This window comes from Pseudomonas sp. FW507-12TSA (assembly GCF_058781435.1).
This window is the reverse complement of sequence record NZ_JBYSWT010000002.1, coordinates 64,352-88,903: the sequence shown is the minus strand read 5'-3', so window position 1 is coordinate 88,903 and position 24,552 is coordinate 64,352. Positions and strand designations below refer to the sequence as shown.

At 63.0% G+C, this 24,552-nt stretch carries 22 protein-coding genes; 7 read left to right on the top strand and 15 right to left on the bottom strand.

The genetic code is table 11. The features are described from left to right. The first annotated feature begins 192 nt into the window (after nucleotides 1-192). On the top strand, nucleotides 193-1,233 hold the full coding sequence (locus tag AC3WK8_RS02495; protein WP_103324051.1) for an NADP(H)-dependent aldo-keto reductase: 1,041 nt from the start codon (nucleotides 193-195) through the stop codon (nucleotides 1,231-1,233). 68 nt (nucleotides 1,234-1,301) lie between these two features. On the opposite strand, the gene AC3WK8_RS02490 is transcribed toward AC3WK8_RS02495, so the two are convergent. Then, the gene (locus tag AC3WK8_RS02490; protein WP_031320481.1) at nucleotides 1,302-2,438 is read right to left on the bottom strand and encodes an acyl-CoA dehydrogenase family protein; all 1,137 of its coding nucleotides are present in this window, start codon (nucleotides 2,436-2,438) and stop codon (nucleotides 1,302-1,304) included. A 243-nt stretch (nucleotides 2,439-2,681) separates the two neighbouring features. Here AC3WK8_RS02490 and AC3WK8_RS02485 point away from each other — a divergent pair, with 243 nt between their 5' ends. Then, on the top strand, nucleotides 2,682-3,581 hold the full coding sequence (locus AC3WK8_RS02485) for a GlxA family transcriptional regulator (protein ID WP_172681639.1): 900 nt from the start codon (nucleotides 2,682-2,684) through the stop codon (nucleotides 3,579-3,581). Between the two features lie 43 nt (nucleotides 3,582-3,624). Here AC3WK8_RS02485 and zapE read toward each other — a convergent pair whose 3' ends face one another. The 3 genes from zapE to AC3WK8_RS02470 all read right to left on the bottom strand — a co-directional run bounded on the left by zapE (nucleotide 3,625) and on the right by AC3WK8_RS02470 (nucleotide 6,817). Then, entirely contained in the window at nucleotides 3,625-4,719 is a 1,095-nt protein-coding gene (gene zapE, locus AC3WK8_RS02480) for a cell division protein ZapE (protein ID WP_031320484.1), read from the bottom strand. 88 nt (nucleotides 4,720-4,807) lie between these two features. After that, nucleotides 4,808-6,163, bottom strand: a complete 1,356-nt coding sequence (locus AC3WK8_RS02475; protein WP_053131940.1) for a tryptophan--tRNA ligase — start codon at nucleotides 6,161-6,163, stop codon at nucleotides 4,808-4,810. 24 nt (nucleotides 6,164-6,187) lie between these two features. Further along, a complete protein-coding gene (locus AC3WK8_RS02470) occupies nucleotides 6,188-6,817 on the bottom strand; it encodes an alpha/beta hydrolase (protein WP_103324052.1) in 630 nt (209 codons plus the stop codon). A 144-nt stretch (nucleotides 6,818-6,961) separates the two neighbouring features. On the opposite strand from AC3WK8_RS02470, the gene AC3WK8_RS02465 reads away from it, so the two are divergent. After that, on the top strand, nucleotides 6,962-7,396 hold the full coding sequence (locus AC3WK8_RS02465; RefSeq protein WP_011063336.1) for a Z-ring associated ZapG family protein: 435 nt from the start codon (nucleotides 6,962-6,964) through the stop codon (nucleotides 7,394-7,396). Nucleotides 7,397-7,477: 81 nt separating this feature from the next. Here the strand turns inward: AC3WK8_RS02465 and AC3WK8_RS02460 are convergent, their stop codons facing one another. From AC3WK8_RS02460 to AC3WK8_RS02440, 5 genes are all read right to left on the bottom strand, one after another. Further along, nucleotides 7,478-8,209 carry a YiaD family glycine zipper/OmpA-like lipoprotein gene (locus AC3WK8_RS02460; RefSeq protein WP_103324053.1) on the bottom strand — a complete coding sequence of 244 codons (732 nt, stop codon included), beginning with the start codon at nucleotides 8,207-8,209 and terminating at the stop codon, nucleotides 7,478-7,480. A gap of 110 nt (nucleotides 8,210-8,319) precedes the next feature. Next, on the bottom strand, nucleotides 8,320-8,964 hold the full coding sequence (locus AC3WK8_RS02455) for an MBL fold metallo-hydrolase (RefSeq protein WP_085594834.1): 645 nt from the start codon (nucleotides 8,962-8,964) through the stop codon (nucleotides 8,320-8,322). 55 nt (nucleotides 8,965-9,019) lie between these two features. Further along, nucleotides 9,020-9,520, bottom strand: coding sequence for a methylated-DNA--[protein]-cysteine S-methyltransferase (locus AC3WK8_RS02450; protein ID WP_085594832.1), 501 nt, complete (start codon nucleotides 9,518-9,520; stop codon nucleotides 9,020-9,022). Nucleotides 9,521-9,667: 147 nt separating this feature from the next. Then, entirely contained in the window at nucleotides 9,668-9,916 is a 249-nt protein-coding gene (locus AC3WK8_RS02445) for a hypothetical protein (RefSeq protein ID WP_022640847.1), read from the bottom strand. Then, nucleotides 9,897-10,079 (bottom strand): hypothetical protein, encoded by a 183-nt coding sequence (locus AC3WK8_RS02440; RefSeq protein WP_031320500.1) that lies wholly within the window; start codon nucleotides 10,077-10,079, stop codon nucleotides 9,897-9,899. Before AC3WK8_RS02440 ends, AC3WK8_RS02445 begins: the two co-directional genes overlap by 20 nt. 137 nt (nucleotides 10,080-10,216) lie before the next feature. Between AC3WK8_RS02440 and AC3WK8_RS02435 the strand changes: the two genes are divergently transcribed. The 3 genes from AC3WK8_RS02435 to AC3WK8_RS02425 all read left to right on the top strand — a co-directional run bounded on the left by AC3WK8_RS02435 (nucleotide 10,217) and on the right by AC3WK8_RS02425 (nucleotide 13,322). Further along, on the top strand, nucleotides 10,217-10,891 hold the full coding sequence (locus AC3WK8_RS02435) for a response regulator transcription factor (RefSeq protein WP_022640849.1): 675 nt from the start codon (nucleotides 10,217-10,219) through the stop codon (nucleotides 10,889-10,891). Further along, nucleotides 10,884-12,224 (top strand): sensor histidine kinase, encoded by a 1,341-nt coding sequence (locus AC3WK8_RS02430; RefSeq protein ID WP_085594830.1) that lies wholly within the window; start codon nucleotides 10,884-10,886, stop codon nucleotides 12,222-12,224. Before AC3WK8_RS02435 ends, AC3WK8_RS02430 begins: the two co-directional genes overlap by 8 nt. A gap of 171 nt (nucleotides 12,225-12,395) precedes the next feature. Continuing rightward, complete coding sequence (locus AC3WK8_RS02425; protein WP_103324054.1) at nucleotides 12,396-13,322, top strand: LysR family transcriptional regulator; 927 nt, start codon at nucleotides 12,396-12,398, stop codon at nucleotides 13,320-13,322. Here the strand turns inward: AC3WK8_RS02425 and AC3WK8_RS02420 are convergent. From AC3WK8_RS02420 to AC3WK8_RS02400, 5 genes are all read right to left on the bottom strand, one after another. Then, nucleotides 13,319-16,054, bottom strand: coding sequence for a winged helix-turn-helix domain-containing protein (locus tag AC3WK8_RS02420; RefSeq protein WP_103324055.1), 2,736 nt, complete (start codon nucleotides 16,052-16,054; stop codon nucleotides 13,319-13,321). The genes AC3WK8_RS02425 and AC3WK8_RS02420 overlap by 4 nt on opposite strands. 311 nt (nucleotides 16,055-16,365) lie before the next feature. Continuing rightward, nucleotides 16,366-17,730, bottom strand: coding sequence for a DUF1329 domain-containing protein (locus tag AC3WK8_RS02415; RefSeq protein ID WP_085594817.1), 1,365 nt, complete (start codon nucleotides 17,728-17,730; stop codon nucleotides 16,366-16,368). A gap of 30 nt (nucleotides 17,731-17,760) precedes the next feature. Continuing rightward, entirely contained in the window at nucleotides 17,761-19,650 is a 1,890-nt protein-coding gene (locus tag AC3WK8_RS02410) for a DUF1302 domain-containing protein (RefSeq protein WP_103324056.1), read from the bottom strand. A gap of 337 nt (nucleotides 19,651-19,987) precedes the next feature. Then, nucleotides 19,988-21,670 (bottom strand): fatty acid--CoA ligase, encoded by a 1,683-nt coding sequence (locus AC3WK8_RS02405; RefSeq protein ID WP_053131985.1) that lies wholly within the window; start codon nucleotides 21,668-21,670, stop codon nucleotides 19,988-19,990. A gap of 145 nt (nucleotides 21,671-21,815) precedes the next feature. Beyond that, nucleotides 21,816-23,000 (bottom strand): MFS transporter, encoded by a 1,185-nt coding sequence (locus tag AC3WK8_RS02400; protein ID WP_103324057.1) that lies wholly within the window; start codon nucleotides 22,998-23,000, stop codon nucleotides 21,816-21,818. A gap of 86 nt (nucleotides 23,001-23,086) precedes the next feature. Between AC3WK8_RS02400 and AC3WK8_RS02395 the strand changes: the two genes are divergently transcribed. Beyond that, entirely contained in the window at nucleotides 23,087-23,860 is a 774-nt protein-coding gene (locus AC3WK8_RS02395) for an AraC family transcriptional regulator (protein WP_085594808.1), read from the top strand. Here the strand turns inward: AC3WK8_RS02395 and AC3WK8_RS02390 are convergent. After that, nucleotides 23,844-24,473 (bottom strand): LysE family translocator, encoded by a 630-nt coding sequence (locus AC3WK8_RS02390; protein ID WP_053131993.1) that lies wholly within the window; start codon nucleotides 24,471-24,473, stop codon nucleotides 23,844-23,846. The genes AC3WK8_RS02395 and AC3WK8_RS02390 overlap by 17 nt on opposite strands. Nucleotides 24,474-24,552 lie beyond the last annotated feature (79 nt).

Below are 24,552 nucleotides of genomic sequence, written 5' to 3'. Positions count from 1 at the left end.
GTGCTTACTTTGACAAGGTCAAAGGCAGCCGAATACAGACGCTTTCGGGGGCTCGGGTCAGCGCGTCTGGCATGCGGCAAGAATCTTCGGCAGGCGGGGCATCACTTCCACCGCAGAAAGAGCTGCAGAATTATCCAGATTGCGAAAAAAAATTCAACCTGCTTTTATGATTGTTTTACCGAGGAAGTACCCATGGACTACCGCCAACTGGGCCGGACCGATCTGAAAGTGAGTGCCATCTGCCTGGGCACCATGACCTGGGGCGAACAGAACACCGAGGCCGAGGCCTTCGCCCAGATCGAGCGGGCCAAGCAGGCCGGGATCAACTTCATCGATACTGCCGAGATGTATCCGGTGCCACCCAAGGCCGAGACCTACGCCACCACCGAGCGCTACATCGGCAATTGGTTCAAGCAGCGCGGGGACCGTGCCGACTGGATCCTGGCCAGCAAGATCGCCGGCCCGGGCAACACCATCGACTACATCCGCGACAAGCAGCTCAAGCACAACCGCAAGCACATAGTCGAAGCCGTGGATGCCAGCCTCAAGCGCCTGCAAACCGACTGGATCGACCTCTACCAGTTGCACTGGCCGGAACGCGGCACCAACTTCTTCGGGCAGCTCGGCTACAAGCACAAGGCAGACGAAGACTTCACCCCGCTGGAGGAAACCCTCGAAGCCCTGGACGAACAGGTCAGGGCCGGGAAGATCCGCCATATCGGCCTGTCCAACGAAACTCCGTGGGGCACCATGAAGTTCCTGGCCCTGGCCGAGAGCCGTGGCTGGCCACGGGCGGTGTCGATCCAGAACCCCTATAACCTGCTCAACCGCAGCTTTGAAGTGGGCCTGGCGGAAATCGCCATCCGTGAACAATGCGGCTTGCTGGCCTACTCACCCCTGGCCTTCGGCTTCCTGTCCGGCAAGTACGAAGATGGCGCCCGCCCCGCCAAGGCCCGCCTGAGCCTCTACAGCCGCTTCAGCCGTTACTTCAATCCGCAGTCGGAAGCCGCTTGCAGCCGCTACGTGGCGCTGGCTCGCGAACACGGCCTGGACCCGGCGCAAATGGCCCTGGCTTTCGTGACCCAACAACCCTTCGTGACCAGCAACATCATCGGCGCCACCACCCTGGAGCAACTGGACAGCAACATCGCCAGCGCCGGGCTGAAGTTGTCGGAAGAAGTCCTGGCCGGGATCGAGGCCATCCACAAGGACCAGCCCAACCCTGCCCCATAAGCAGCCCGCCGTTCCGCTTGCCGGCCAACAGGTAACCGCCCCGTTCGCCGGCAAGCGCTCCACCCGCCTTATAGAGAACGGGCGATGATTTCCTTCATGATCTCGTTGGTCCCGGCGTAGATCCGCTGCACCCGGGAGTCGGCCCACGCCCGGGCAATCGGGTACTCCCACATGAAACCGTAGCCGCCATGCAGCTGCACGCACTCATCCAGGACCTTGCACTGCAGGTCGGTTCCCCAGTACTTGGCCATGGCCGCCGTCGGTACGTCGAGCTTGCCCTTCAGGTGCAGCTCCAGGCAGCGATCGACGAACACCCGGCCAATCTGGATTTGCGTGGCCATCTCCGCCAGCTTGAACCGGCTGTTCTGGAAGTCGGCGATCGCCTTGCCGAAGGCCTTGCGCTCGCGGGTGTAGTCCAGGGTCCATTTCAACGCCGCCTCGGCACTGGCCAGGCCACCGATGGCCACGCTCAGGCGCTCCTGGGGCAGCTCCTGCATCAGGTAGACGAAACCCATCCCGGCCTGGCCCAGGAGGTTCTCCTTGGGCACTCGAACATCCTGGAAGAACAGTTCCGAGGTGTCCTGGGCCTTCATACCGACCTTTTCCAGGCGCTTGCCCTTGGTGAAGCCTGGCGAATCGGCTTCAACCAGGAACAGGCTGGTGCCCTTGGCCCCAGCCTTGGGATCGGTCTTGGCCACCACGATCACCAACTCCGCCAAGTAACCGTTGGTAATGAAGGTCTTGGAACCGTTGAGCACATACTCATCGCCGTCGAGCACTGCCGTGGTCTTCACGCCCTGCAAGTCGGACCCGGTTCCGGGCTCGGTCATGGCGATCGCCGTGACCAGCTCGCCCGAGACCATCCGTGGCAGGTATTTCTGCTTCAGCGCCTCACTGCCGTAATGCAGGAGGTAAGGCGCGACGATATCCGAGTGCAGGGAGAAGCCAATGCCGCTCAAGCCCAGGCGGCTGACCTCCTCGATCACCACCGTGCTATACAGGAAGTCCGCCCCCAGACCGCCGTACTCCTCGGGGATGTGCGAGCACAGCATCCCCGCCTCCCCGGCCTTGCTCCACAACTTGCGGTCGATGTAGCCCTGCTTTTCCCATTCGCCATGGAAAGGCACCGCTTCTTTTTCAAGGAAGGTACGCACGCTGTCACGGAAGAGTTCGTGCTCGGAACTGAACAAGGTTCTGGGGATCATGCAGCCACCTGTGGTTGTCATTTATCGGGTCTGGCTGCCAGAGCCTAAGCCCAGCCACCGGCACGGGACACTGGACACATCCGACAAAAAATAAGACGATCCAGCCGTCTGGTGACCACTTTCCCCTATAAGAACAATCGAATTATGTCTAACCAAACTTCCACGCCCTTGCGGCGCGTCAGCATCCTGGCTATCGACCGGGTTTTCGCTTCCACCCTCATGCAAGCCAAGGACTTCTTCCACCTGGCCAGCCTGCGCTACGGCAAACAACTGGGCCATGGCCTGACACCAGCCTTCGAGACCCGCCTGGTCAGCCCTGACGGCCAGCCGGTGCGCAGCTTCAGCGATGTGATCATGCCAGTGGATGGCCCACTGGGAGATGCCGACGTAATCATCCTCCCGGCCTTCTGGGACGACTTCGACACCCTGTGCCAGCGTTATCCCCAGATATTGCCCTGGTTATGCGCCCAGCACGCCCGTGGCGCCGTGCTATGCGGCGAGGCTACCGGGGTCTTCTGGCTGGCCGAGGCCGGGTTGCTCGATGGCAAGGAGGCCACCACCTACTGGCGCTTCTTCAACACCTTCAGCGAGCGCTTCCCCAAGGTCCAGCTCAACCAGGACAAGCACCTGACCGACGCCGACAACCTCTACTGCGCCAGCGGCACCACCTCGGCCTGCGACCTCTACATCTACCTCATCGAGCGCTTCTGTGGCGCCAGCGTGGCCCAGGCCGTAGCCCGGGACATTCTCTATGAGGTCCAGCGCAGCTACGCTCCGGGACGCATGGGTTTTGGCGGCCAGAAGCTGCATCAGGACGTGATCATCCTGCAGATCCAGCATTGGCTCGAAGAACACTTCGCCGACAAGTTCCGCTTCGAGGACGTCGCCCGCGAGCATGGCATGAGCATCCGCAACTTCATGCGGCGCTTCCAGACCGCCACCGGCGACAAGCCCCTGCACTACCTGCAGCGCCTGCGGATCGAAACCGCAAAAGGCCTGCTGTCAGGCACACGCAAGAGCATCAAGACCATCAGCTACGAAGTCGGCTATGACGACGCCAGCTTCTTCGCCCGACTGTTTCGCCAGCACACCGAGCTTTCCCCCAACCAGTACCGCCAGCAGTTCCAGCAACTGGCGGCATGAAAAAAGGGCCAGCATTGCAGGCCCTTCTTCATTGAGTCGGGATTTACGGCTTGTGCGCCCGCGACAGGAACTCGTGGGACTGCATCTCCAGCAAGCGGCTGAGGGTCCGCTGGAACTCGAACGTCAGCCGGCCACCGGTATAGAGATCCTTGAGCTCCACCTCGGCGGAGATGATCAGCTTGACGTTACGGTCGTAGAACTCGTCGACCATGTTGATGAAACGCCGGGCGATGTCATCGGTGGCAACCCCCATCTGCTCCACGCCGCTGAGCAGCACCGCGTGGAAGATCTTGCCCAGCTCGATGTAATCGTTCTGGCTGCGTGGGCCGTCGCACAACTCGCGGAAGTCGAACCAGGCCACATCGTCACAGGTGCGCAACGCACGGATCTCGCGGTTCTCGATGATCAGCACATCGTTTTCCACGGCCTGGGTGCACTCAGGCGTCAGCGCCCGGAAGCTCTTGCGCAAGCTCTCGTGGGCCACTTCGTCCAATGGATAATGGAACAGCTCGGCCTGCTCCAGGTGACGCAGGCGATAATCGACACCACTGTCGACGTTGACGATTTCGGTGTTCTGCTTGATCAGGGCAATGGCCGGCAGGAAGCGGGCACGCTGCAAGCCATCCTTGTACAGGCCGTCGGGCACGATGTTGGAAGTGGCCACCAGGGTCACGCCGTTCTTGAACAGCTCCTCCATCAGGGTGCCGAGAATCATCGCGTCAGTGATATCGGATACGAAGAACTCATCGAAACAGATCACCCGCGCCTCCTGGGAGAAACGCTTGGCGATGATGGTCAGCGGGTTCTTCTCGCCACCCAGGGTCTTCATTTCCTCGTGGACGCGCTTCATGAATCGGTGGAAGTGCGTACGAACCTTTTCCTTGAAGGGCAAGGCTTCGAAGAAAGTGTCGACCAGGTAGGTCTTGCCGCGCCCCACGCCACCCCAGAAATACAGGCCCTTGACCGGCGCCTGGTCTTTCTTGCCAAAGAGCTTGCCGAGCAGACCCGGCTTGTTGTGCTCGGCCGCGATCAGATCGTCATACAGGCGCTGCAGATGACGCACAGCGGTTTCCTGTGCAGCGTCATGAAAGAAATCCGGGCGTTTCAGATCTGCTTGGTATCGTTCTAGGGGCGTCATAATTCGTTAGCAAGGCAACAAAAACGGGCCGTCACTTTAGCGACGGCCCTGGGGAATGGCAATCAGCCCTTGGTCGGGAAGATTCCGCTCAATCCTGGGCCGGGGCCAAGGCGATCCGTACTTCTTCGATGGCTGCATCACGGGCAGCAGCGTCGGCAAAGACCGGGCTGTCAGCCACGCTGGCGCCGTCCAGCCAGATACTGAAGCTGTTGGCCTCGGCACGCAGGTCCAACTCCTGGCCCGATTGCAACTGCTTGCTCGCCGCACCGGCAGCCTTGCCGTCGGCAAAGTTGCGCGACAGCAGCAGTTGCTCGCCATCGGCGGACAACAAACGGAAGCGGAAGCTGCCATCGTCCTCGCGGAAGCTCACGACACGTGCAGCCTTGACCGCCTTCTTCTTGGTGGTGGCCGCCACCTGGACCTGGTTTTCGAAGGAGCGCAGGCCTACCGCTTCGCGCAACTCGGCCAGGAATGGCGTCGCCACGCTACGGGCCTTGGCCGCGCCAGCCAGGAGGATGTCCTCCAGATCCGCCGGGCGGGCGATCAATTGGTGATAGCGCTCGCGGGCCTCGCCCAACTCGCCGTCCAGCAACTGGAACAGGCGGCTCTTGGCCTCGCCCCAGCCCAGGCCCTGCAGCAGTTCGCTACGGAACTCGGCGGCCTGCTCGGCAGTGGAGAACGCCTGGAACAGGGTGAACAAGTGGGAGTTGTCCGGATCCTTGGCCTCGCCCGGTGCCTTGGAGTCGGTGACGATCCGCGAGATCGCATCCTTCATGTCCTTGGCGCTGGTGAACAGCGGGATGGTGTTGTCGTAGCTCTTGGACATCTTGCGACCGTCCAGGCCCGGCAAGGTGGCGACGCTTTCCTCGATCAGCGCTTCGGGCATGGCGAAGAACTCCTTGCCCTGGCCGAACAGGTGGTTGAAACGCTGGCCGATATCCCGGGCCATCTCCACGTGCTGGATCTGGTCGCGGCCCACCGGCACCTTGTGCGCGTTGAACATCAGGATGTCGGCGGCCATCAGCACCGGATAGCTGTACAGACCCATGGTGACGCCGGCATCCGGGTCTTCACCGGCCTCGACGTTCTTGTCCACCGAGGCCTTGTAGGCGTGGGCACGATTGAGCAGGCCCTTGGCGGCGACACAGGTCAAGAGCCAGGTCAGTTGCGGGATTTCCGGGATGTCGGACTGGCGATAGAAGGTCACGCGCTCCACATCCAGGCCACCGGCCAGCCAGGTGGCGGCGATCTCCAGGCGCGAACGCTGGATGCGCAACGGATCATCGCACTTGATCAGGGCGTGATAGTCGGCCAGGAAATAGAAGGAATCGGCATTGCTATCGCGGCTGGCGAGGATCGCCGGGCGGATCGCCCCGGCATAGTTGCCCAGGTGCGGCGTGCCGGTGGTGGTGATGCCGGTGAGGATGCGCGTACGAGTAGTCATGGGTAATCGCTTATCAGACTGCAATCAATTCGAAAGTCGCGGCAGCACCAGATCCTTCAGATCGGTGAGCTTGCCATGAAAAAAGTGCCCACATTCTGCCACTTTCAGCAGCTCATGGGGACGAACCAGGGCCGCGGACCAGTCATAGACCGCCTGCGGATCGATGACCTCGTCGGTCTCCGGCTGGATCAGGGTCAGCGGGCAATCGTGGGGCAAGGTATCGGTATCGCGCAGGCGAGTCACCGCTGCGGCCACCATGAACAGGTGCTTGAGCCGTATATCCTGGGCCTCGAGGCGTCCACCGAGGCTCGCCGCGACGAAGCCGCCGAAGGAGAAGCCCAGCAGCGTCAGTGGCAGCTGTGGATGCTTGGCCCGCAGCCAGTGGGCCGCCGCCTCGGCATCGTCGACTTCACCCGTGCCCATGTCGTGACTGCCTTCGCTGGCCCCGACGCCACGGTAGTTGAAGCGCAGGGTGATCAGCCCGGCATCCCGTGCCGTGCGCTGCAAGGTGGAGACCACCTTGTTGAGCATGGTGCCGCCCTGTACCGGGTTCGGGTGGCAGATCAGGGCCACGCCGCGGGCGTCGGGCACCTCCAGATACAGGGCTTCCAGTTGGCCCACGGGGCCGGCAATCACTACAGGGGTTTCACGCATAAGCAAGGAAGGAACTCCGTGACCTCGAAGGGGGTCGACTCGTCTAGCAAATGGTCTGTGCCAATCTATTGCGAGTGAATCGCGGTATACAGCGCAGGTTCGAGCCGTTAACGTAAAGCAAAGCCGTTTATAGAGGAAGGACTCGTGGAACACTCGCTCTTAGTTTGGTTGTTGCCGACTCTTGCCCTGGTCGCGGGTGTCGCCATTGGATTCCTGGTCGCGCGCCTGCTGCCCAACGCCGCGCCTAACCGCACGCAGCGTCAGTTGGACGATATCCAGGAGCGTTTCGACAATTACCAGAACGAAGTGGTGACGCACTTCAACAGCACCGCCACCCTGGTGAAAAAACTCACCCAGAGCTATCAGGAAGTACAGGATCACCTGGCCGAAGGCGCCAATCGCCTGGCCCTGGACGAACTGACCCGCCAGCGCCTGCTGGCCGCCCTGCACTCCGAGTCGGTGCAGGCGCCACGTGAACGCCTGACCCCACCACGGGACCAGGAACCACCACGGGACTACGCGCCAAAGACGCCGAACGCCCCGGGCATGCTCGACGAGCAATATGGCCTGAAGAAGTAAGCGGCTACAGCCAGCCAACAAAAAGCCCGCCCGATCTTCATCGGGCGGGCTTTTTTATGCCTGCGGCTCAAGCCGGTTCGATCAGTAACCCTGCTGCTGGTAGGGCTGCTGGGTTGGCTGCTGGTACTGCTGGCCAGGGATTGCCTTGAGGTTGACCTCTACCCGACGGTTCTGGGCCCGCCCGTTGACGTCGGCGTTGCTGGCGATCGGATTGTCCGGGCCGGCACCGCGCGAAGACAGGTTGGCGCCACTCACACCCTGGGAAGTCAGGTAGGTGGCCACGCTTTGCGCACGACGCTGGGACAGGTCCATGTTGTGCTGGCGGCTGCCGGTGCTATCGGTGTAGCCGACGATCTCGATCTGGTTCTGGTTGAACTCGCGCAGGGAGTTGGCCAGGTTGTTCAGCGGCTGATAGAAGCTTGGGGCGATGTTCGCCGAGTCGGTGGCGAAGGTGATATTGCCCGGCATGATCAGCTTGATCTGGTCCCCCTGGCGCTGCACCTCGACCCCGGTATTGGCCATGCTGGCGCGCAGCTTCTTCTCCTGCTGGTCGGCGTAGTAGCCATAACCGGCGGCGGATGCACCGACTACCGCGGCGCCGATCAGCGCGCCCTTGCCACGGTTGTTGTGGCTGATCGCGGCACCGGCCAAGGCGCCGGCCAAGGCACCCAGGCCACCATATTTCGCAGTTTTGCTCATGCCCGACGAACCGCCGTCGGCCTGCCCCTGGTTGTCATAGGGGTTAGGCGAAGCGCAGCCGGATAACAAGGCCACAGCAGTAGCGACAACAATCAAACGACGCGAGGTGAACATGGAAAGCTCCTACATATGCATTCTGTAATGCAAAGGACGTTGGCAACGGACCTGTGCCGGCGTTGGAACACACAGAACGGCAAAAATTCCGTGGAACGCCGAGCAAAAACTCAAGCTCTCACGAACGGGTTCTGACGCATTTCATCGCCCAGCCGGGTGTCCGGACCGTGCCCGGCAACCACCGTGGCGTCTTCGTCGAGGGTATACAGACGCTGCTGGATCGAACGCACCAGGGTGGCCTGGTCGCCGCCCCACAGATCCGTGCGCCCGACCCCACGCTTGAACAAGGTGTCGCCGGTAATCAGAAGCTTAGCCTCGGAAAACCAAAAGCTCATGGAACCTGGAGTATGTCCCGGGGTATGCAGGGCCACGCCGCAGCCGCAGGCCAGCTCCTCGTCGTCGCCCAACCAGCGGTCCGGGGCCGGTACTGGGGCATAGGGCACGCCGAACATGCTGCACTGCATCTCCAGGTTGTCCCAGAGGAACTGGTCATCCTTGTGCAGGTGCAAGGTGGCGCCGGTCTTTTCCTTCATCTGCCCGGAGGCCAGGAAATGATCCAGATGAGCATGGGTGTGGATGATGCTGACCACCTTCAGGCCCAGGGCATCGAGGCGCGCCATGATCAAGTCCGGATTGCCGCCCGGATCGACGACTATGGCTTTCTTGGTCAGCGGATCGCCGATGATGGTGCAGTTGCACTGCAACGGGCCGACGGGGAAGGTCTCGCGGATGAGGCTGGGTTTGGCGGCGTCCATGGGAATGTCCAGAAAAACGATGGGACATTCTGGCACAGCTACCGCCACCGCTCACTCAGAACCCCAGCGGCAGGGTTTCCCCACCTTCCAGCGCCAGCAAGAACTGCTTGGCCTCGAGCCCCCCGGCAAAGCCGGTAAGGCTGCCCGAAGCCCCGATCACCCGGTGACAGGGAGTGACGATGGAAATCGGGTTGCGCCCATTGGCCGCGCCTACCGCACGCACCGCCTTGGGGCTGCCGACCTGCTGGGCGATCTGGCTGTAGCTGCGGGTTTCACCGAAGGGAATGGTCAATAGCGCCTGCCAGACCTTGCACTGGAACTCGGTACCGACGAAATCCAGTTCGAGTTCGAAACGCTTGCGCGTGCCGGCGAAGTATTCCTGCAACTGGCGCTCGGTCTCCAGCAGTTGCGGGTGTTCGGGGGCTTGCTCGAGCGGGCCGAGGCGCACCCGATTCTCGCGCTCCTGCTCCCAGAGAATCGCGGCCAGCTTCGCGCCCCTGGCTACCAGGGTCAGCTCGCCCACAGGGGAGGGAATGATCTTGAATGCACAGGACATGTCGGGGTCTCCTTCAATCCACCAAGGCAATCAGGCGGCCCCTTGCGGGGTTCGAGCCTGGATACGCCTTCACTGTAAATCGCGGTTCGGGCGCAAGAACTACGATTCTTGCGCTCGAACTCGACGGAGAACCATACGCCCCCCGGGCTAGTTATCGTCTTCGATCACGTAGCAGTTGTCACTGCTGCTGCGCTGGCCATAAGGGTCGACGATAAAGGCTCCACGCCCCTTGCCACACTCGAGCAGGTGCACGGGAGACAGCTCGCGCTGCTTATCGATCTGCGCATTGAAACGCATGATGTAGGCGCCCAGGGAAATCGAAACACAGAGAATCAACACCAGGCACAACACCAACTGATCGGTGTAGCTGGCGTCATCAGAATGCGCTGGCAACATAATCCGGACCTGCACGCTCGGCGCTCTGCCCAATCAGGAACCAGCTCAGCGGGCCACCCTCGCCCAGGCGCACCAAAGGCGCCTTGGAGGGCAGGACGGAGGCCATCAGGCCCAGAAGAATCAAGACCAGCAAGAGACCTCTGATTACCGAAGACAGGTTCATGGCAGCGCCACGCTCAAGAGAAGTAGGATTGCAGACTAGCGAGCCACGGGTTAACAGCAGGTAAACATCGGCGGAGCCCGAATGGAGTTCGCTATCCTTCGCACCAATGAGCGACACAGGCCCTGAGGGACACTCCCGTGCACATTAACCTGCTGCTGGTCGAGGACAATCTCGATCTAGCCAATACCGTCATCGAATACCTGGAAATCAGCGGCATCGTCTGCGATCACGCAAGCAATGGCCAGGCCGGACTCAACCTGGCCCTCAACCAGCATTACGACGTCATTCTCCTGGACATCATGCTGCCGCGCCTGGACGGCCAGCAGCTCTGTGCGCAACTGCGCCAGCAAGGCAGCCAGACCCCGATCCTGATGCTCACCTCCCTCGATGCCCTGCCGGACAAGCTGGCCAGCTTCGCCGCCGGCGCCGACGACTACCTGGTCAAGCCCTTCGAGCTGGCCGAGCTGGTCGCCCGGATCCGCGCCCTGAGCCTACGTCGCAGTGGCCAGGCCAGCCGTTTGCAGGTGGCCGACCTGGTCATGGAACTGAGTACTCGCAAGGTCAGTCGGGCCGGCCAGGAACTGCACCTGTCGCCGATTTGCTGGACCTTGCTGGAATGCCTGATGCGCGCCAGTCCCGAGCCGGTCACCCGCGAACGCCTGGAAGCGACCATCTGGGGAGACGAACCGCCAGACAGCAACACGCTCAAGGTGCACATGCACCGGCTGCGCAAGACCGTGGACAAGTCCTTCGGCCAGCCGCTGATCCACACGCTCCCCGGCGTCGGCATACAGTTGAGGTCCCATGGGTAAGCGCCTGGCTCTGAAATGGGTGATCAGCGGCAGCTTCCTGTTGCTGATCGCCATCGTGTTACTGATCTACAGCCTGTTGCTGCCCGAATACAGCGTGCGCGGCCTGCTCTATACCGCCAGCGCGATGATGGAAGAGGAGGCGCAGTATTTCTCCAGGCACTACGCCAAGGATCCGAACACGCCGCCACCGAGCAACTATTTCTATACCAGCGTCATCGGCAAGGAAGCATTGCCGGAGAAGATCCGCCACATGCTCGATACCCCGCCGAGCATGTCCTTCGGCGCGGTACAGGTGTTCGGCGACCTGGACTCCGACGACGAGGACGAAGGCCGGGCGGTCCTGGCCCAGCCCCTGAGCGACGGCAAGACCCTGTACATGTACGACATCGATCATGACCAGGAGGAAGGCGGAGAGGTGGAAACCCCACGCTCCGATGCCTACCTGGATCATGAACTGCGTGGCGTCATCTTCATCAGCCTCGCGGTGTTCATACCGGCCCTGATCATCATCGCCCTGCTGGTCTGGTGGGTGGTTCGCCCCCTGGGACGACTGGCCCAGTGGTCCACCACCCTCGAGGACCCGGAAGCCGTGTCCGGCGAACGTCCGAATTTCGGATTCAAGGAGTTCAACATGTTGGCAGATGCCCTGGCCCAGAGCGTGCAACAAGTACAGGCCGCCAGCGTGCGCGAAGGTCGCCTGCTGCGCTACACCAGCCACGAACTGCGCACCCCGCTGGCGGTGCTCAAGGCCAACATCGAACTCTTGGCCCTGCAGTCCGGCGGGGTCTTGCCGCCGCCATTGCAAAGGATCGAACGCTCGGTGCTAAACATGCAGCGCATCGCCGAGACCCTGTTGTGGATGAGCCGCGAACTGCCCGAGCCCTTGCCCGAGGAACCCATCGACATGAGCGGGCTGGTCAACGACCTGATCGAGGAACATCGTTACCTGATCGGCACCCGGGATATCGAGCTGATCCTCGACATCAGCGACGAGCCTTGTCGCCTGCCACTCACGGCCTGCCGCATCGTGGTCGGCAACTTCCTGCGCAACGCCCTGCAGTACGCCGATGACGGCGTCGTCGAGATCAGCTTCGGCTACCCGCAACTGCGCCTGGTCAATCGCATCCGCGAAACCCTGCAAAGCGAGACCTCCAGCGATTTCGGCTACGGCCTGGGGCTGGAGTTGATGCGCCAGCTATCGGCACGCCTGGGCTGGCACATCGAGGTGGTAGTCGAAGAACAGTGCTACATCGTCACCCTGGCATTCGAGCCCGCACCGGTCGCCGAGCAGCCACCTGCCGAAGAAGACGGCGAGGCCGGGCCACTGGCCTAGGCGGCCTCGGCAAGCGAGGAAAAATATGCTCGCAGGCGATGAAAAAGCTCGGCCGCCCAGGCCCTGTACAGCATCGCTTGTGGGTATCGTGGGCGCACGACAATCGCGCTCGGGAGGCCAGCCACCAGTCCTGCCCTCCCCTTGCGCCCCGGGCAAAGAACGAGGTTCGCCGTGGCCGCCTACAATCTGCGTCAGTTGAAGTACTTCATCACCACCGTCGAATGCGGCAGTGTCGCCGAAGCATCGCGCAAGCTGTACATCGCCCAGCCCTCGATCTCCACCGCGATCAAGGGCCTGGAGGACAGCTTCGGCGTGCAGTTGCTGATCCGCCATCACGCCCAGGGCGTTTCCCTGACCCCCAGTGGCGCGCGCTTCTACCGCAAGGCCCAGGAGCTGCTGCGCATGGCCAGGGAGTTCGAGCAGAACGCCCTGGCGGACAACGATGTGGTTTGCGGGCAGATCGACATCGGTTGTTTCGAGACCGTGGCACCGCTGTACCTGCCGCAATTGATCGCCGGTTTCGGCGCGCTCTATCCCGGGGTGGAGATCCGCATCCGCGATGGCGAGCAGCAGGAACTGGTGCAGGGCCTGACCGGCGGTGCCTACGACCTGGTGATCCTGTACGAGCATGAGCTGGACGGCACCATCGAGACCGAGCCGCTGATGCCGCCGCAACGTCCCTATGCCCTGCTACCGGCCGACCACCGCTACGCCCAGCAAGCCCGGGTTTCGCTGCGCGACCTCTGCCTGGAACCGATGATCCTGCTGGATGTGCAGCCGAGCCGGACCTACTTCGTCAGCTTGTTCGAGGAGCTGGGCCTGACTCCGCAGATTGCCTTCAGCTCACCGTCCATCGAGATGGTCCGGGGCATGGTGGGCCAGGGCTTCGGCTTCTCGATCCTGGTCACCCGCCCCCACTGCCAATGCTCCTACGACGGCAAGCCCGTGGTGTGCGTGGAGATAGTCGAGGAGGTGACCGGTTCCGGGCTGGTGGCGGCCTGGCTCAAGCGTGGTCAATTGACCAAACCGGCACGCCTGTTCGCCGACTACTGCAAGCAGCACCTGGCCGTGGTCGCCAAGCCGCACGCCGAGCCCTAGCCCAGCAGGCCCAGCTCCTGGGCCCGGGCCACCGCCTGGGTCCGGCGCTCGACACCCAGCTTGCTGTTGATGTGGCTGGCGTGGGTCTTCACGGTGTGCAGGGAAATGAACAGACGCTCGCTGATCTCCTGGTTGGAGCAGCCTCGGGCAATCAGTTGCAGCACTGCCAGCTCCCGGGAGCTGAGGCTCTCGCTATGGGCGGCGGCTTCGTGCAACTCACGGGGCGCCGAGGGCAGGCGTGCGAGCAGGGCCTGGGTCAACGCGGTGCCGGTACGCTGCTCCAGTTGCTCGCGCATCCAGCCGGGATAGTCGAGGATCAGCCCGGCGAACGGCTGGAGGATTCCCCCCACTGCCGCCTCCAGGGCCAGGAGCAGATCCTGGCGTGCCTCCTGGCTTCGACCGAGGGCCAGCAACAGAGCGGTCTTCTGGGTCAGGGCCATGGCACACAGCAACTGCCGGCCGCTGTTCTGCCCATGCTCCACCAACCGCGCCAGGCGCAGCTCGGCCTGGGCGGCGTCACCCTTGATGACTTCCAAGCGAGCCTGCTGCAACTCGATATGCAAGGGCAGTTGAGGATGGAATTCCGGCGGAGCCGCCGCCTGCCCGCCGGTGTAGGTCTGCCCCAGGCGCGCCAGCCAGGCTTCGGCGAGGTCGGTACGGCCCTGGGCCAGCCAAAGCTCGCATTTCACCAGGGTGATCATCGCCAGGTAGTAGATCGGCGGCACGTCCCAGATATGCATCAGGCGCTCGGCCTCGGCCAGTTCGGCGAAGGCCCGGGCGAATTCGCCGCGCATGCCGTCCTGCTTGGCGATCACGCAATGACCGATCAGCACGCTGATATCACGACAGGCCCGAGCTTCCACCAGCCCGGCCTGCAACCTGGCCAGGCCGGTCTCGGGCTCGAGCCTCAGGGTCAGCAGGTAGCCTTCATACAAGGTCAACCGGGCCCGCACCGCGTACAACCGCTGGGCCGACAGCCCCTGCAAGCGGGCCAGCCCTTGCTTCACTTCATCCATCGCCCGCAGCACTTCGCCCCGGGCCTGCAGGACCCGCGCCCGGTCGTAGTGGGCCAGGGCCTCGAAGAGCGGGTTGCCGACCCGCTGCGCCAGCTCCAGCGACTCACGATTGAGGCTGCGGGCACGCCACAGGTCGGCATCGGTGATGGCCAGGTTGGACAAGGTCGACAGGCACATCAACCGCTGTCCATAACGCTTGAGGGGCAGGCTCTCCAGGGCCTCGCTGCAATAGGCCAGGGTCTGCTCCCGCTGGCCGCGCCCGCGAGCGATGATCCCGCTCAGGGCCAGCCACTGCGCCAGCATCGACTTTTGCGCCGTCGCCGAAGGCGCCGGCAGGAAGCGGCTCAGCTGGGCCGCCAGCTCCTGGGCCGCATCCAGCTGGCAAGCCAGGCCCAGGGCCCAGCTATACAGCACGATCAGGCGCGGCGTGCTGACCAGCAAGCTGTCGGGCAGGTCCATCTTCCAGCGCAACAGCATGCCGATGTTCTGCTCCGCCAGCAGTTGTTCCTCGGACAAGTTCTGCACCAGGTTGGCGGCCACGTCCAGGTGCCCGGCACGCAGTGCCTGTTCCACCGCTTCATCCAGCAGGCCCTGGGCGTTGAACCAGCGACAGGCACGCAAGTGCAGGCTGGCGGCCGGCACCAGGGCACTGGCCGCTGGGCGGCTACGCAACAGGTCGGAGAACAGATGGTGATAACGGTACCAGTGCCCATGCTCGTCCAGCGGCACCAGGAACACCTGGTGCGCCTGCAGGAAGCCGAGGATCTCGGCGCTGTCATGGGCCTCGCGCAGGGCATCGCACAGCTCGGCGCAGAAGCGCTCCTGGGGGGCGGTGTCATACAGGAAGGCCTGGACCTCGGCGGGCAGGCAATCGATGACTTCTTCGAGCAGGTAATCGCGGATCAACCCCTCGCCACCATGCAAGCCCTGGGGCAAGGTCCCCACGGCACCGGCTTCGGAGGCGGCGAGCAGCCAGAAGCGCAGCCCCGCGACCCAGCCCTCGCTACGTTCGATCAGGTTTTCCAGGGCCTCGCCGCGCAAGGCGCTGCTGTGTCGGTCCAGCAGGCTCAGGGACTCGTCGTGGGTCAACCGCAGGTCCTGCTCATGCAGCTCCAGCAATTGCCGTGACAGGCGCAGGCGCGCCAGGTGCCAATCCGGGCGCTGCCTGCTGGTGACCATCACCAACAGGCCATCGGGCAGGTGGTTGAGGAAGAACTGCAGGCAACGATCGAGCACCGGCCCCTGGGCCAGGTGGTAGTCGTCCAGCACCAGCAACACCGGGCTGGCACTGGATAACTGCTCCGCCAACTCGTCCAGCAAACCGTCCAGCCACTCCTCGAAGGCGAACGGCTGGTGACGCTGGCGCATTTTCAACAACCCCAGGGACTGCCGGCCCAGCTGCGGAAAATACTGCTGCAAGCCGGCCAGCAGGCGCTCGAGGAAACGCCCCGGATCGCTATCCCGCCGGCTCAGGCCCAGCCACAGGCTCTGCCAATTGCCGGGCAGGCTTTGGCAGAACTCGATCGCCAGGGAGCTCTTGCCGAACCCGGCCGGTGCGCAGACCAGCAACAGGCGCCCTTTCAGCCCTCCCTTCAAGCGCTCACAGAGGCGCGGCCGCGACACATAGCCATCAGGCAATGGGGGCCGATAGAAACGCCCTTCCAGTGCAGGAATCACTGCACTGTCAGACCGCTGGAGGAAGAACAGATCAGTCATGGCCAACTCTTATTGGTGTACGGTTGTCGGCGTAGCAGATGTCCGCAGACTAGCGGTAAAAGGCCACCTGTTGAAGATTTTTGCGACCATTCGCGCGAAAAAGACTATGACCAAATCGGTCAGATATTCCGCAATTATTGGGCGATATTTCGTTTGCTTATTTAGACAAGCTCCCAATTCGTCCCGAGAAAGATAGTCGCATTGCCACTGATTTCTACGTCAGCCGGCCCGGACCTATCCCACAGGCAAAAAAAAGCCCCGAACCAGCCGGGGCAATTTTCGAGGATGCGGCCTCTAAGGGGTAACGCGGATCAGCGAACTCCGTCCTGGCGCAGGGCGGCCGGGGTGAAATCGCTGGTGGTGGCGGTGAAGCCGAAGTCATACGCCTGTTTCTCTTCGTTCTTCATGCCCAGCGCCAGGTAGCGGCCGGACTGCAGGTCGTAGAGGGTTTCCAGGGCGTACCACGGCACTTGCTTGTCGTAGTAGTCCTCGGCATGGGCCTCGGCCACGCGCCACAGTTGGCCACGACCGTCGTAATGGTCGATCACCGCGGCCTGCCAGGTGTCCTCGTCAATGTAGAAGTCACGCTTGGCATAGATATGGCGCTGGCCTTCCTTAAGGGTCGCGACCACATGCCAGACCCGGCGCAGCTCGTAGCGAGCCAGGTCCTGGTTGATGTGGCCGGCCTTGATGATGTCGGCGTACTTGAGGGTCGGCGAGTCGATCTTGTAGCTGTTGGAGGCGATGTACATCTCCTTCTTGCCTTCCAACTTCCAGTCGTAGCGATCCGGAGCGCCGTTGTACATGTCCAGGTTGTCGGAAGTACGCAGGCCGTCGGCGGCGGTACCCGGGCCGTCATAGGAGACTTGCGGGGCGCGACGCACGCGGCGCTGGCCGGCGTTGTAGACCCAGGCCGAACGCGGCTCCTTCACCTGGTCCAGGGTTTCGTGCACCAGCAGCACGCCACCGGCCAGGCGCGCCGGGGCGGTGACCTTCTGCTTGAAGTAGAACAGGATGTTGCCCGGGTTCTTCGGATCGTAGTCCTTCATCTTGTCGCGGAACACGAACTGGTCCTGGAAGTACACCAGGCTATAGGAGCCGTTGGCTTGCGGAGTGGCCTGGGTCACCAGGCGGGTCACGCTGCCGCCGCGATAGCGGGTGATGTGGTTCCAGATCACCTCGACCCCGCTTTTCGGGATAGGGAACGGAATCGCCGTCTCGAAGTTCTCCAGGCCGTTGCCGCCGGAGACCAGGTTGGTCTTGGTGGCGTTGCGCTTGATGGCGGCGAACACATCAGCCGGCACGGTAGCGCCGCGGTGGGTGGCGTATACCGGCATCTTGTAGCTGTCCGGGTAGCGCTTGAACATCGCGTACTGCCCGGGTGCCAGCTTGTCCTTGTACTGCTCGACGTTCTGCGCAGTGATGGTGAACTGCGGTTGTTCGTTGCCATAGGGGTTGGACAGGAAACCCTTGCCATCCACGCTGCCGGCGTTGGTCGCCAGCGGCTTCCAGGCCGGGATGGTGCCGGCGGCGTTACCGGCCATCTCGGCGCCCATCGGCGTCAGGCTGCTGCCCAGCTTGGCAGCCTCGTCGGCCGATACCGCGGCCATGACTGCGGTAGCCAGCAGCGACAGTCCCAGCACACCGACGTGCAACAGACTCTTGGTGATTTTCATATTGTTGTTCTTCCTGAAAATACAATGTGCTTAGAAGTTCACGCCAACGCTCAAGGCGAGGAAATCCCGGTCATCCACGGTGCTGTAGTCGCCACCGAAGAAGTTGGTGTAGGCCAGGCTCGCGGTGTAGGTGTTCTGGTACTCGGCGTCCAGCCCCAGGCTGATGGCCTTGCGCCCTTCCTCGAAGTTGCCGCCAGGACCAGGTGAGTAACCCTTGACGTCATGGGACCAGGCCACGTTGGGCTTGAGGTTCACGCCGGCGAACACATCCGGGTATTCCCAGATCGCCCGGCCGCGGTAGCCCCAGGAGGTGGTCGTGGTGAAGCCATTGTTGTTGCAATTGCTGGTGGCGTTGCTGGCATCCGCGCCAGGACCCGCCCCGGCGATGGTAGTGTTGTTGAGCCCGGCGCAGGTGTTCTGGCCGAACGTCGCCGGCAGCTTGCCTGGGCCGAACACTGGATCGCGGCCATACCGCACTTTCGATTTGCTCTCCAGGCCTCCCACGCGGGTGATGCCCAGTTCACCTACCAGGGTCAGGCGGCTGGCGCCCATGACCTGATCGAAGAAATGCGTGAGCGTGGTCTGGAACTGGGTGATTTCCTTGCGCCGATAGCCATTGAGGTCCTGCCCTGCAACCCCCTCCAGCAACGACGCGTTGGTGAAGGCTCCCTTCAAGGGACGCACGGCGGAATACAGGATGTCGGTGGAGTTGAGCTGAACCGGCGCGTTCGGCCGGTAGCTGATCTCGCCGCTCCATGCGGTCCCCGTGGGCAGGGTGGTGGAGAAGCTCAGGCCGTACAGGCGGATGTCCTCGGGATACTCGACGAAGTACTTCGAGTTGCCGGCGATCCATACCGGAGCCAGGGTGCCGAAGCCCGGGGCCATGGCATAGGCTGACTGCGGTGCTGCGGTAGCGCTGAAGATCGGCGCGCGGCTGTGGTAGTTCATGAAGTAGGCGCCGAACTCGGTGTCCAGCGGCTCGAAGTTGTAGCGGAAGGCCACGCCGAATTGGCCGCCGTCACGGGCATCGCGGTCGCCGCTGCGGCGTACCAGGGTGCCCTCTTCCTTGGTATCGACGCCACGGGCCTGCATCGCCGCCAGCGCAGCTCGTCCCGGGGCCGTGGCGGCGATGGTCGAGCGCTTGGCCAGCAAGCGCAGATTGTCATCGCAGCCGTCGGAAATGTTGTCCGGCTGGGAGAAGAAGGTCCCGCAGTTGTCGGTGACGGTCTGGTCCCATTCCAGTTGGTAGAAGGCTTCGGCCGACAGGTTTTCGGTCAGGTTCTGCGAGATGTAGAACATGTTGACCGGAATCAGGCCTTCCTTGATTTCGGCACCGGGACGGCGGAACGCCGAGACGTCGATCGGGTTGATCGAGTTGATGCCGCCGCCGATGAAGGTGCTCTCGCCCCAGCTCACCACCTGCTTGCCCAGGCGCACCGAACCCGGCTCATCGCCGATGGAGTAGTTGTGGTAGACGAAGGCATCGAGGATCTGCCCGCCGGAGGACTTGGCGCCTTCCTTGCGGTTGCTGTCGCTGATGTTCTTGAAGTCCATGTCTTCGTCTTTGAGCTTGAAGTCGTACCAGTACTTGCCCCGGACGAAGACACCGGTATCGCCGTACTTGAGCTCCAGGTCATGGATGCCCTTGAAGATCTTCGAGAAGGTCTGCCCCTTGTTGAAGTTCAAGTGGCCGTCGTCGGTGGTCTGGGACAAGCCCTTGCCGCCGTTGTTGACCCCGATCAGATCCTTGTTGCGCCCTGCGGTCGACCAGCTGGCCCCCAGGGAAAGGGACGAATCGAAGCTGCCTTCGATTTCACCGACGTTGAAGGTGACGCCGAATGCGGGCCCGGCGAGCGTGGAGGCGAGACCGACGGCCAGGGGCAGTTTCGCCCGGCGCCAGAACTGGTTTGCTGATGTCATCGACGCTACTCCATGTGCATTATTGTTATGGCAGTTGGTTTTTCCGAGACCGCCCCGGGTAGCGGCGCCAGCACACTGGCGCAGGCCCTGGGGTTGCGTGGCGCCAATACCCCGCAATGCCCCGTCCCTCGAAAAAGACTGTTAACGGACTATAGCCAGCAAGGATTACTGCTTGATCCCTCTAAAGTGTGATTTGCAGCCATCCGGCCGTGCTGGAGCGGCCCGTTGCCATAACCGCTGAAAAATGGCCGGCAAGGATGACGGAAAAATCCGCGAGTACAAGGCAAAGGCTTGCAGGGTGGGCGCGCCGTGCCCGGGCGGACACGGCGGGAAAGACTCAGAGGGTGGAGAGAAAGGCGCTGTTGCTGGCCTGCCACTCGCTGATGTTGACGCGGATGCGCTTCTTGTCGAGCTTGCCGACGCTGGTCTTGGGAATTTCCGTAACAAGGGCGATCTGGGTGGGAATGGCCCACTTGCTCAGGTGCCCCAGTTCGACGAATGGCTTGAGGTGTTCCTTGAGCTCCCGGGCGCCGATCTCGTGGCCTTCACGGACCACCAGCAAGGCGAACGGCCGCTCTCCCCATTGCGGATCGGCGATGCCCACCACTGCTACTTCGCGTACCGCCCCATGGCGGCTGATGAGGTCCTCCAGGTCCAGGGACGAGATCCACTCCCCGCCGGTCTTGATCACATCCTTGATCCGGTCGCGGATATCGATCACGCCCATGCCGTCCAGGGTCGCCACGTCGCCGGTATGCAGCCAGCCGCCTTCCCAGAGCTCGGCGCCCTTTTGCGGTTCGTTGAAATAACCCTCGCTCAACCAGGGTGCGCGCAGTACCAGCTCACCCTGGGATTCGCCGTCCGCCGGCAGGAAGTTGCCCTCGGCGTCGACGATCGCCGCCTCCACCAGGGGCCCGGGCACGCCGGCCTTGATCCGGTAGGTGGTGCGCTCGTCCTCGCTGCCCGCCATCAGCTCATCGTTGAGGTGGGCGCAGGACACCAGCGGCCCGGTCTCGGACATGCCGTAGGCGGCGGTCAATTGCACGCCCCTGGCCTTGGCGGCCTCGTACAGCGCGCGGTTCAGGGCGCTGCCGCCGATGACGATCTTCCAGCCGCCGAAATCCGTGCCCTGGGCCGCCTTGGCATTGAGCACCATCTGCAGGATGGTCGGCACGCAGTGGGAGAAGGTGACTTTTTCCCGGCGCCACAGCTCCACCAGGTACTCGGGGTCGTAGCGCCCCGGATAGACCTGCTTGAGGCCCAGCATGGTGGCCACGTAGGGCAGGCCCCAGGCATGCACGTGGAACATCGGGGTGATGGGCATGTAGACGTCGTTGGTGCCCAGCAGGCGCACGCTGTCGATGGCGCCCATGATGGTGGACACGCCCATGGTGTGCAGCACCAGTTGGCGATGGGTGAAGTACACACCCTTGGGATTACCGGTGGTGCCGGTGGTGTAGAAGGTGGTGGCCACCGAGTTCTCGTCGAAGTCCTCGAACTGGTAGTGCGGGCTGGCGGCCGCCAGCAAGGTCTCGTACTCGCCCACCAGGTTCGGCAGGTCGGCGGTCTTCTGTTCGCCATCGGTGAGCAGCAGGGTCTTGTCCACCGTGGTCAAGTGCCCGGCAATCGCCTGGTACAGGCCGACGAACTCGCTGTTGACCAGCACGAAGCGGTCCTCGGCGTGGTTCATGGTGTAGAGGATCTGCTCCGGCGACAGGCGTACGTTGATGGTGTGGATGACCGCGCCGATCATCGGGATGGCGAACATGCACTCCAGGTAACGATGGCTGTCCCAGTCCATCACCGCCACGGTGTCCCCGGCCTTGACCCCGGCCGCGGTCAACACGTTGGCCAGGCGCGCCACCCGCTCGATCAGGGTCGGATAGGTGTAGCGCAGCTGGTCGCGGTAGATGATCTCGCGGGTCTTCTCGTAGCGGCTGCCGGACATCAGCAGCCGCTTGATCAGGAGCGGGTATTGGTAGGCCCCCTCAGCAGGGGGGATAACGCGAGTCTGCAACATAAGAATCCCTTTTCTGACGGCTCGGTCGTAACTGGAGAATACTCACTCTAGAGTGCCTGCGCGCCAGCCAAATCAGCCAAAGGAATGATTTGCAGGGACGCCTGATACTAGCTCCAGGCCAGCATCGGCGCGGCCCCGCGTGCCATCACGCCTGCTGGCCCAGCGCCGCTTCGGCTGGCGTGCGGGGGAAAGCCAGGGCGGCGACGAAGGTCAGCGCCGCGATCGCACCCAGGATCAGGTACAGCCCGGCCAGGCCCTGGCGTGGCTCCACCAGGGCGATCAGCGGAATCGCCGTGGCGCTGGCACCGAACGACAGGCAGTAACGCAAGGCGAATACCCGGGCCTGCCACTGGGGGGCGACGAAGTTGGCGACCATCGCATCGTTGACCGTGACCTGGCCGAACACCACGAACATGAACGCCGCGCCCAGCACAATCACACTCCAGCCCTCAGCATGGGCCAGCGCCAGCAACAAAGGCCCCTGGAACAGGGTCATGATGATGAATGGCCATTTCAGGCTGAAGCGATGCAGCAGGCGCCCCATGGTCAACTGCGCCACCGCACCGAAGGCGTAGGCCAGGCTCACCACCAGTCCCAGGGTCTGCGGCGAGGTGAAGACGTCCAGCAAGCGCTCCTGGAACAGTTTCGGATAGGTCATGGTGGTGGCGTTGAACACCACGCCGCCAGTGGCCGTGGCCAGCGCCAGGACAGCGAACACCAGGAACATCGAGATCTGCTGTCCGCCCTGCCCTTTGAGCGGCGCATGGGCCCGGACCGGGATCGGCTCCTCACGCACCTGCCAGGCAAAACCGATACCCAGCACGATCGCCACGGCGCCTGGCAGGATGAATGCCGAACGCCAGCCGAAGCGAGCCACCAGGAAGCCGGTGAGCAGCGCCGAGAAGGCCACCCCCAGGTTGCCCCACATGCCGTTGATACCGATCTCGCGCCCACGGTTGCGGGCGTAGGCCACCAACATCGCCGTGCCCACCGGATGATAGATGGCGGCGAACACCCCCATCAGGGTCAGGCCCAGGGTCAACATCGCCGGGCTGCTGCTCAGGCCCGTGAGGATCGAGGAACCACCGATGCCGAAGAAGAACAGCAGCAACATGCGTCGGCGGCTCCAGTGGTCGCCCAGCCAGCCGGCCGGCAACGAGCAGGCGCCAAAGGCGATGAAACCTCCCAGGGACAAGCCGATCAGCGCGGCATAGTCCATGGCGAAGGCCTGGGTCATGCCCAGTACCGCCGCAGGGAAGATCAGCATGAACATGTGGTCGATGACATGGGCGGCATTGACGTAGCGGATGACATTTCGGGCTTGGTTCATGGCGGCACGCTGCAGGTAGTGAAGGTGACGCCTATGCTAGGTTGGCGACAAACAGCATTCTGGACAACAAAGTCATCAAAACGGACATGTTAATCAGCCACTTCCAGCAGGGCCCGGTCAGCGCCTACTCCAGGGACTACGCCGATGCCGCGCACCAGCCGCTGCACTGTCATCACGAGGCGCAGTTCCTCTACGCCGCCTGCGGCACCATGCGCCTGGTGACCGCCCATGGCGCCTGGGTCATCCCTCCGACCCGCGCAGTATGGATTCCACCGCTGGTGGAGCATGAGATCTTCATGGCCGGGGAAGTGCGCATGCGCACGCTGTTCATCGCTTCCGAGCTCTGTCCGGCATCCTTGCAGCAGTGCTGCGTACTGGCGGTCACACCGCTGTTGAGGGAATTGATCCTGCGCGCGGTGCAGGGCCCGAAGCAGGCCCGCAACCCGCTGATCCAGCAACTGATGCTGGAGGAGATCGCCGGCCTGGAGAACCTGCCACTGCATATCCCGATGCCCCAGGACCGCCGCCTGCAAGCCATCTGCCTGGCCCTGCTGCGCACTCCCGACCATTGCTACACCCTGGAGGATTGGGCGCAGCAGGTGGGCGCCAGCTCACGGACCCTGGCGCGGCTGTTCCAGCAGCAGGTGCGGATGAATTTCAATGCCTGGCGCCAACAGTTGCGCCTGATGGAAGCCTTGCCACGCCTGCTCGCCGGGGAAAGCGTGCACAGCGTGGCCGACTCACTGGGCTATGGCAGCGCCCGGGCCTTCAGCGCCATGTTCCAGCGCTTGCTCGGGGATACGCCACGGCATTACGTGGCGTCCCTGAACCAGCTCAGTGCCCTCAATGCATCTCGGTGAAGGCCAGCTTGACACCGATGGCGATCAGCACCGCACCCATGGTGCGGTCGAACCAATGGCCCATGCGGGCGAAACCGGCACGCACCCGCTGCTGGCTGAACAGCATGGCCACCAGGCAGAACCACAGGGCCGTGGCCGCCGCCAGGTAGACCCCATAGCCGGCCTGGATCGCCAGCGGGGTATGAGGGTTGATCACCACGGTGAACAGCGAGAGGAAGAACAGCGTCGCCTTGGGATTCAGGCCATTGGTGACGAAACCTGAGGTGAAGGCTCCGCGGGCGGTGCGCACGCCGGCCTCCTTGTGCAGGTCGTCCGTGGCCGGCTTGGCTGGCTGGGCACGCAGGGCCTTGTAGCCGATGTACAGCAGGTAGGCGGCGGCCAGCCACTTCAGGGCGTTGAACAGCACGATGGACTGGGAAACGATCAGGCCGATCCCCAGCAACGAGTACCCCACGTGCAGGAAGATCGCCGAACCCACTCCCAGGGCGGTCCAGGTGCCGGCGCGACGGCCATGGGTCACGCTTTCGCGCACCACCACGGCAAAGTCCGGGCCGGGGCTGGCCACCGCCAGCAGATGGATGAGGGCAACGGTCAAGAACTCGGTGAGGTACATGCAGGCTCCTGTATATGTCTAATTATTTCATCTGTTAGGCTCGGCAGATTACGCCTTGGTTTCCTCGCACGAAAGGTAC

What these genes read in the sequence shown, in the direction of transcription:
- AC3WK8_RS02495 (WP_103324051.1), top strand. Translation starts at nt 193, where the DNA reads ATGGACTACCGCCAACTGGGCCGGACCGATCTGAAAGTGAGTGCCATC.
- AC3WK8_RS02490 (WP_031320481.1), bottom strand. Translation starts at nt 2,438, where the DNA reads ATGATCCCCAGAACCTTGTTCAGTTCCGAGCACGAACTCTTCCGTGAC.
- zapE (WP_031320484.1), bottom strand. Translation starts at nt 4,719, where the DNA reads ATGACGCCCCTAGAACGATACCAAGCAGATCTGAAACGCCCGGATTTC.
- AC3WK8_RS02475 (WP_053131940.1), bottom strand. Translation starts at nt 6,163, where the DNA reads ATGACTACTCGTACGCGCATCCTCACCGGCATCACCACCACCGGCACG.
- AC3WK8_RS02470 (WP_103324052.1), bottom strand. Translation starts at nt 6,817, where the DNA reads ATGCGTGAAACCCCTGTAGTGATTGCCGGCCCCGTGGGCCAACTGGAA.
- AC3WK8_RS02460 (WP_103324053.1), bottom strand. Translation starts at nt 8,209, where the DNA reads ATGTTCACCTCGCGTCGTTTGATTGTTGTCGCTACTGCTGTGGCCTTG.
- AC3WK8_RS02455 (WP_085594834.1), bottom strand. Translation starts at nt 8,964, where the DNA reads ATGGACGCCGCCAAACCCAGCCTCATCCGCGAGACCTTCCCCGTCGGC.
- AC3WK8_RS02450 (WP_085594832.1), bottom strand. Translation starts at nt 9,520, where the DNA reads ATGTCCTGTGCATTCAAGATCATTCCCTCCCCTGTGGGCGAGCTGACC.
- AC3WK8_RS02445 (WP_022640847.1), bottom strand. Translation starts at nt 9,916, where the DNA reads ATGTTGCCAGCGCATTCTGATGACGCCAGCTACACCGATCAGTTGGTG.
- AC3WK8_RS02440 (WP_031320500.1), bottom strand. Translation starts at nt 10,079, where the DNA reads ATGAACCTGTCTTCGGTAATCAGAGGTCTCTTGCTGGTCTTGATTCTT.
- AC3WK8_RS02430 (WP_085594830.1), top strand. Translation starts at nt 10,884, where the DNA reads ATGGGTAAGCGCCTGGCTCTGAAATGGGTGATCAGCGGCAGCTTCCTG.
- AC3WK8_RS02420 (WP_103324055.1), bottom strand. Translation starts at nt 16,054, where the DNA reads ATGACTGATCTGTTCTTCCTCCAGCGGTCTGACAGTGCAGTGATTCCT.
- AC3WK8_RS02415 (WP_085594817.1), bottom strand. Translation starts at nt 17,730, where the DNA reads ATGAAAATCACCAAGAGTCTGTTGCACGTCGGTGTGCTGGGACTGTCG.
- AC3WK8_RS02410 (WP_103324056.1), bottom strand. Translation starts at nt 19,650, where the DNA reads ATGACATCAGCAAACCAGTTCTGGCGCCGGGCGAAACTGCCCCTGGCC.
- AC3WK8_RS02405 (WP_053131985.1), bottom strand. Translation starts at nt 21,670, where the DNA reads ATGTTGCAGACTCGCGTTATCCCCCCTGCTGAGGGGGCCTACCAATAC.
- AC3WK8_RS02400 (WP_103324057.1), bottom strand. Translation starts at nt 23,000, where the DNA reads ATGAACCAAGCCCGAAATGTCATCCGCTACGTCAATGCCGCCCATGTC.
- AC3WK8_RS02395 (WP_085594808.1), top strand. Translation starts at nt 23,087, where the DNA reads ATGTTAATCAGCCACTTCCAGCAGGGCCCGGTCAGCGCCTACTCCAGG.
- AC3WK8_RS02390 (WP_053131993.1), bottom strand. Translation starts at nt 24,473, where the DNA reads ATGTACCTCACCGAGTTCTTGACCGTTGCCCTCATCCATCTGCTGGCG.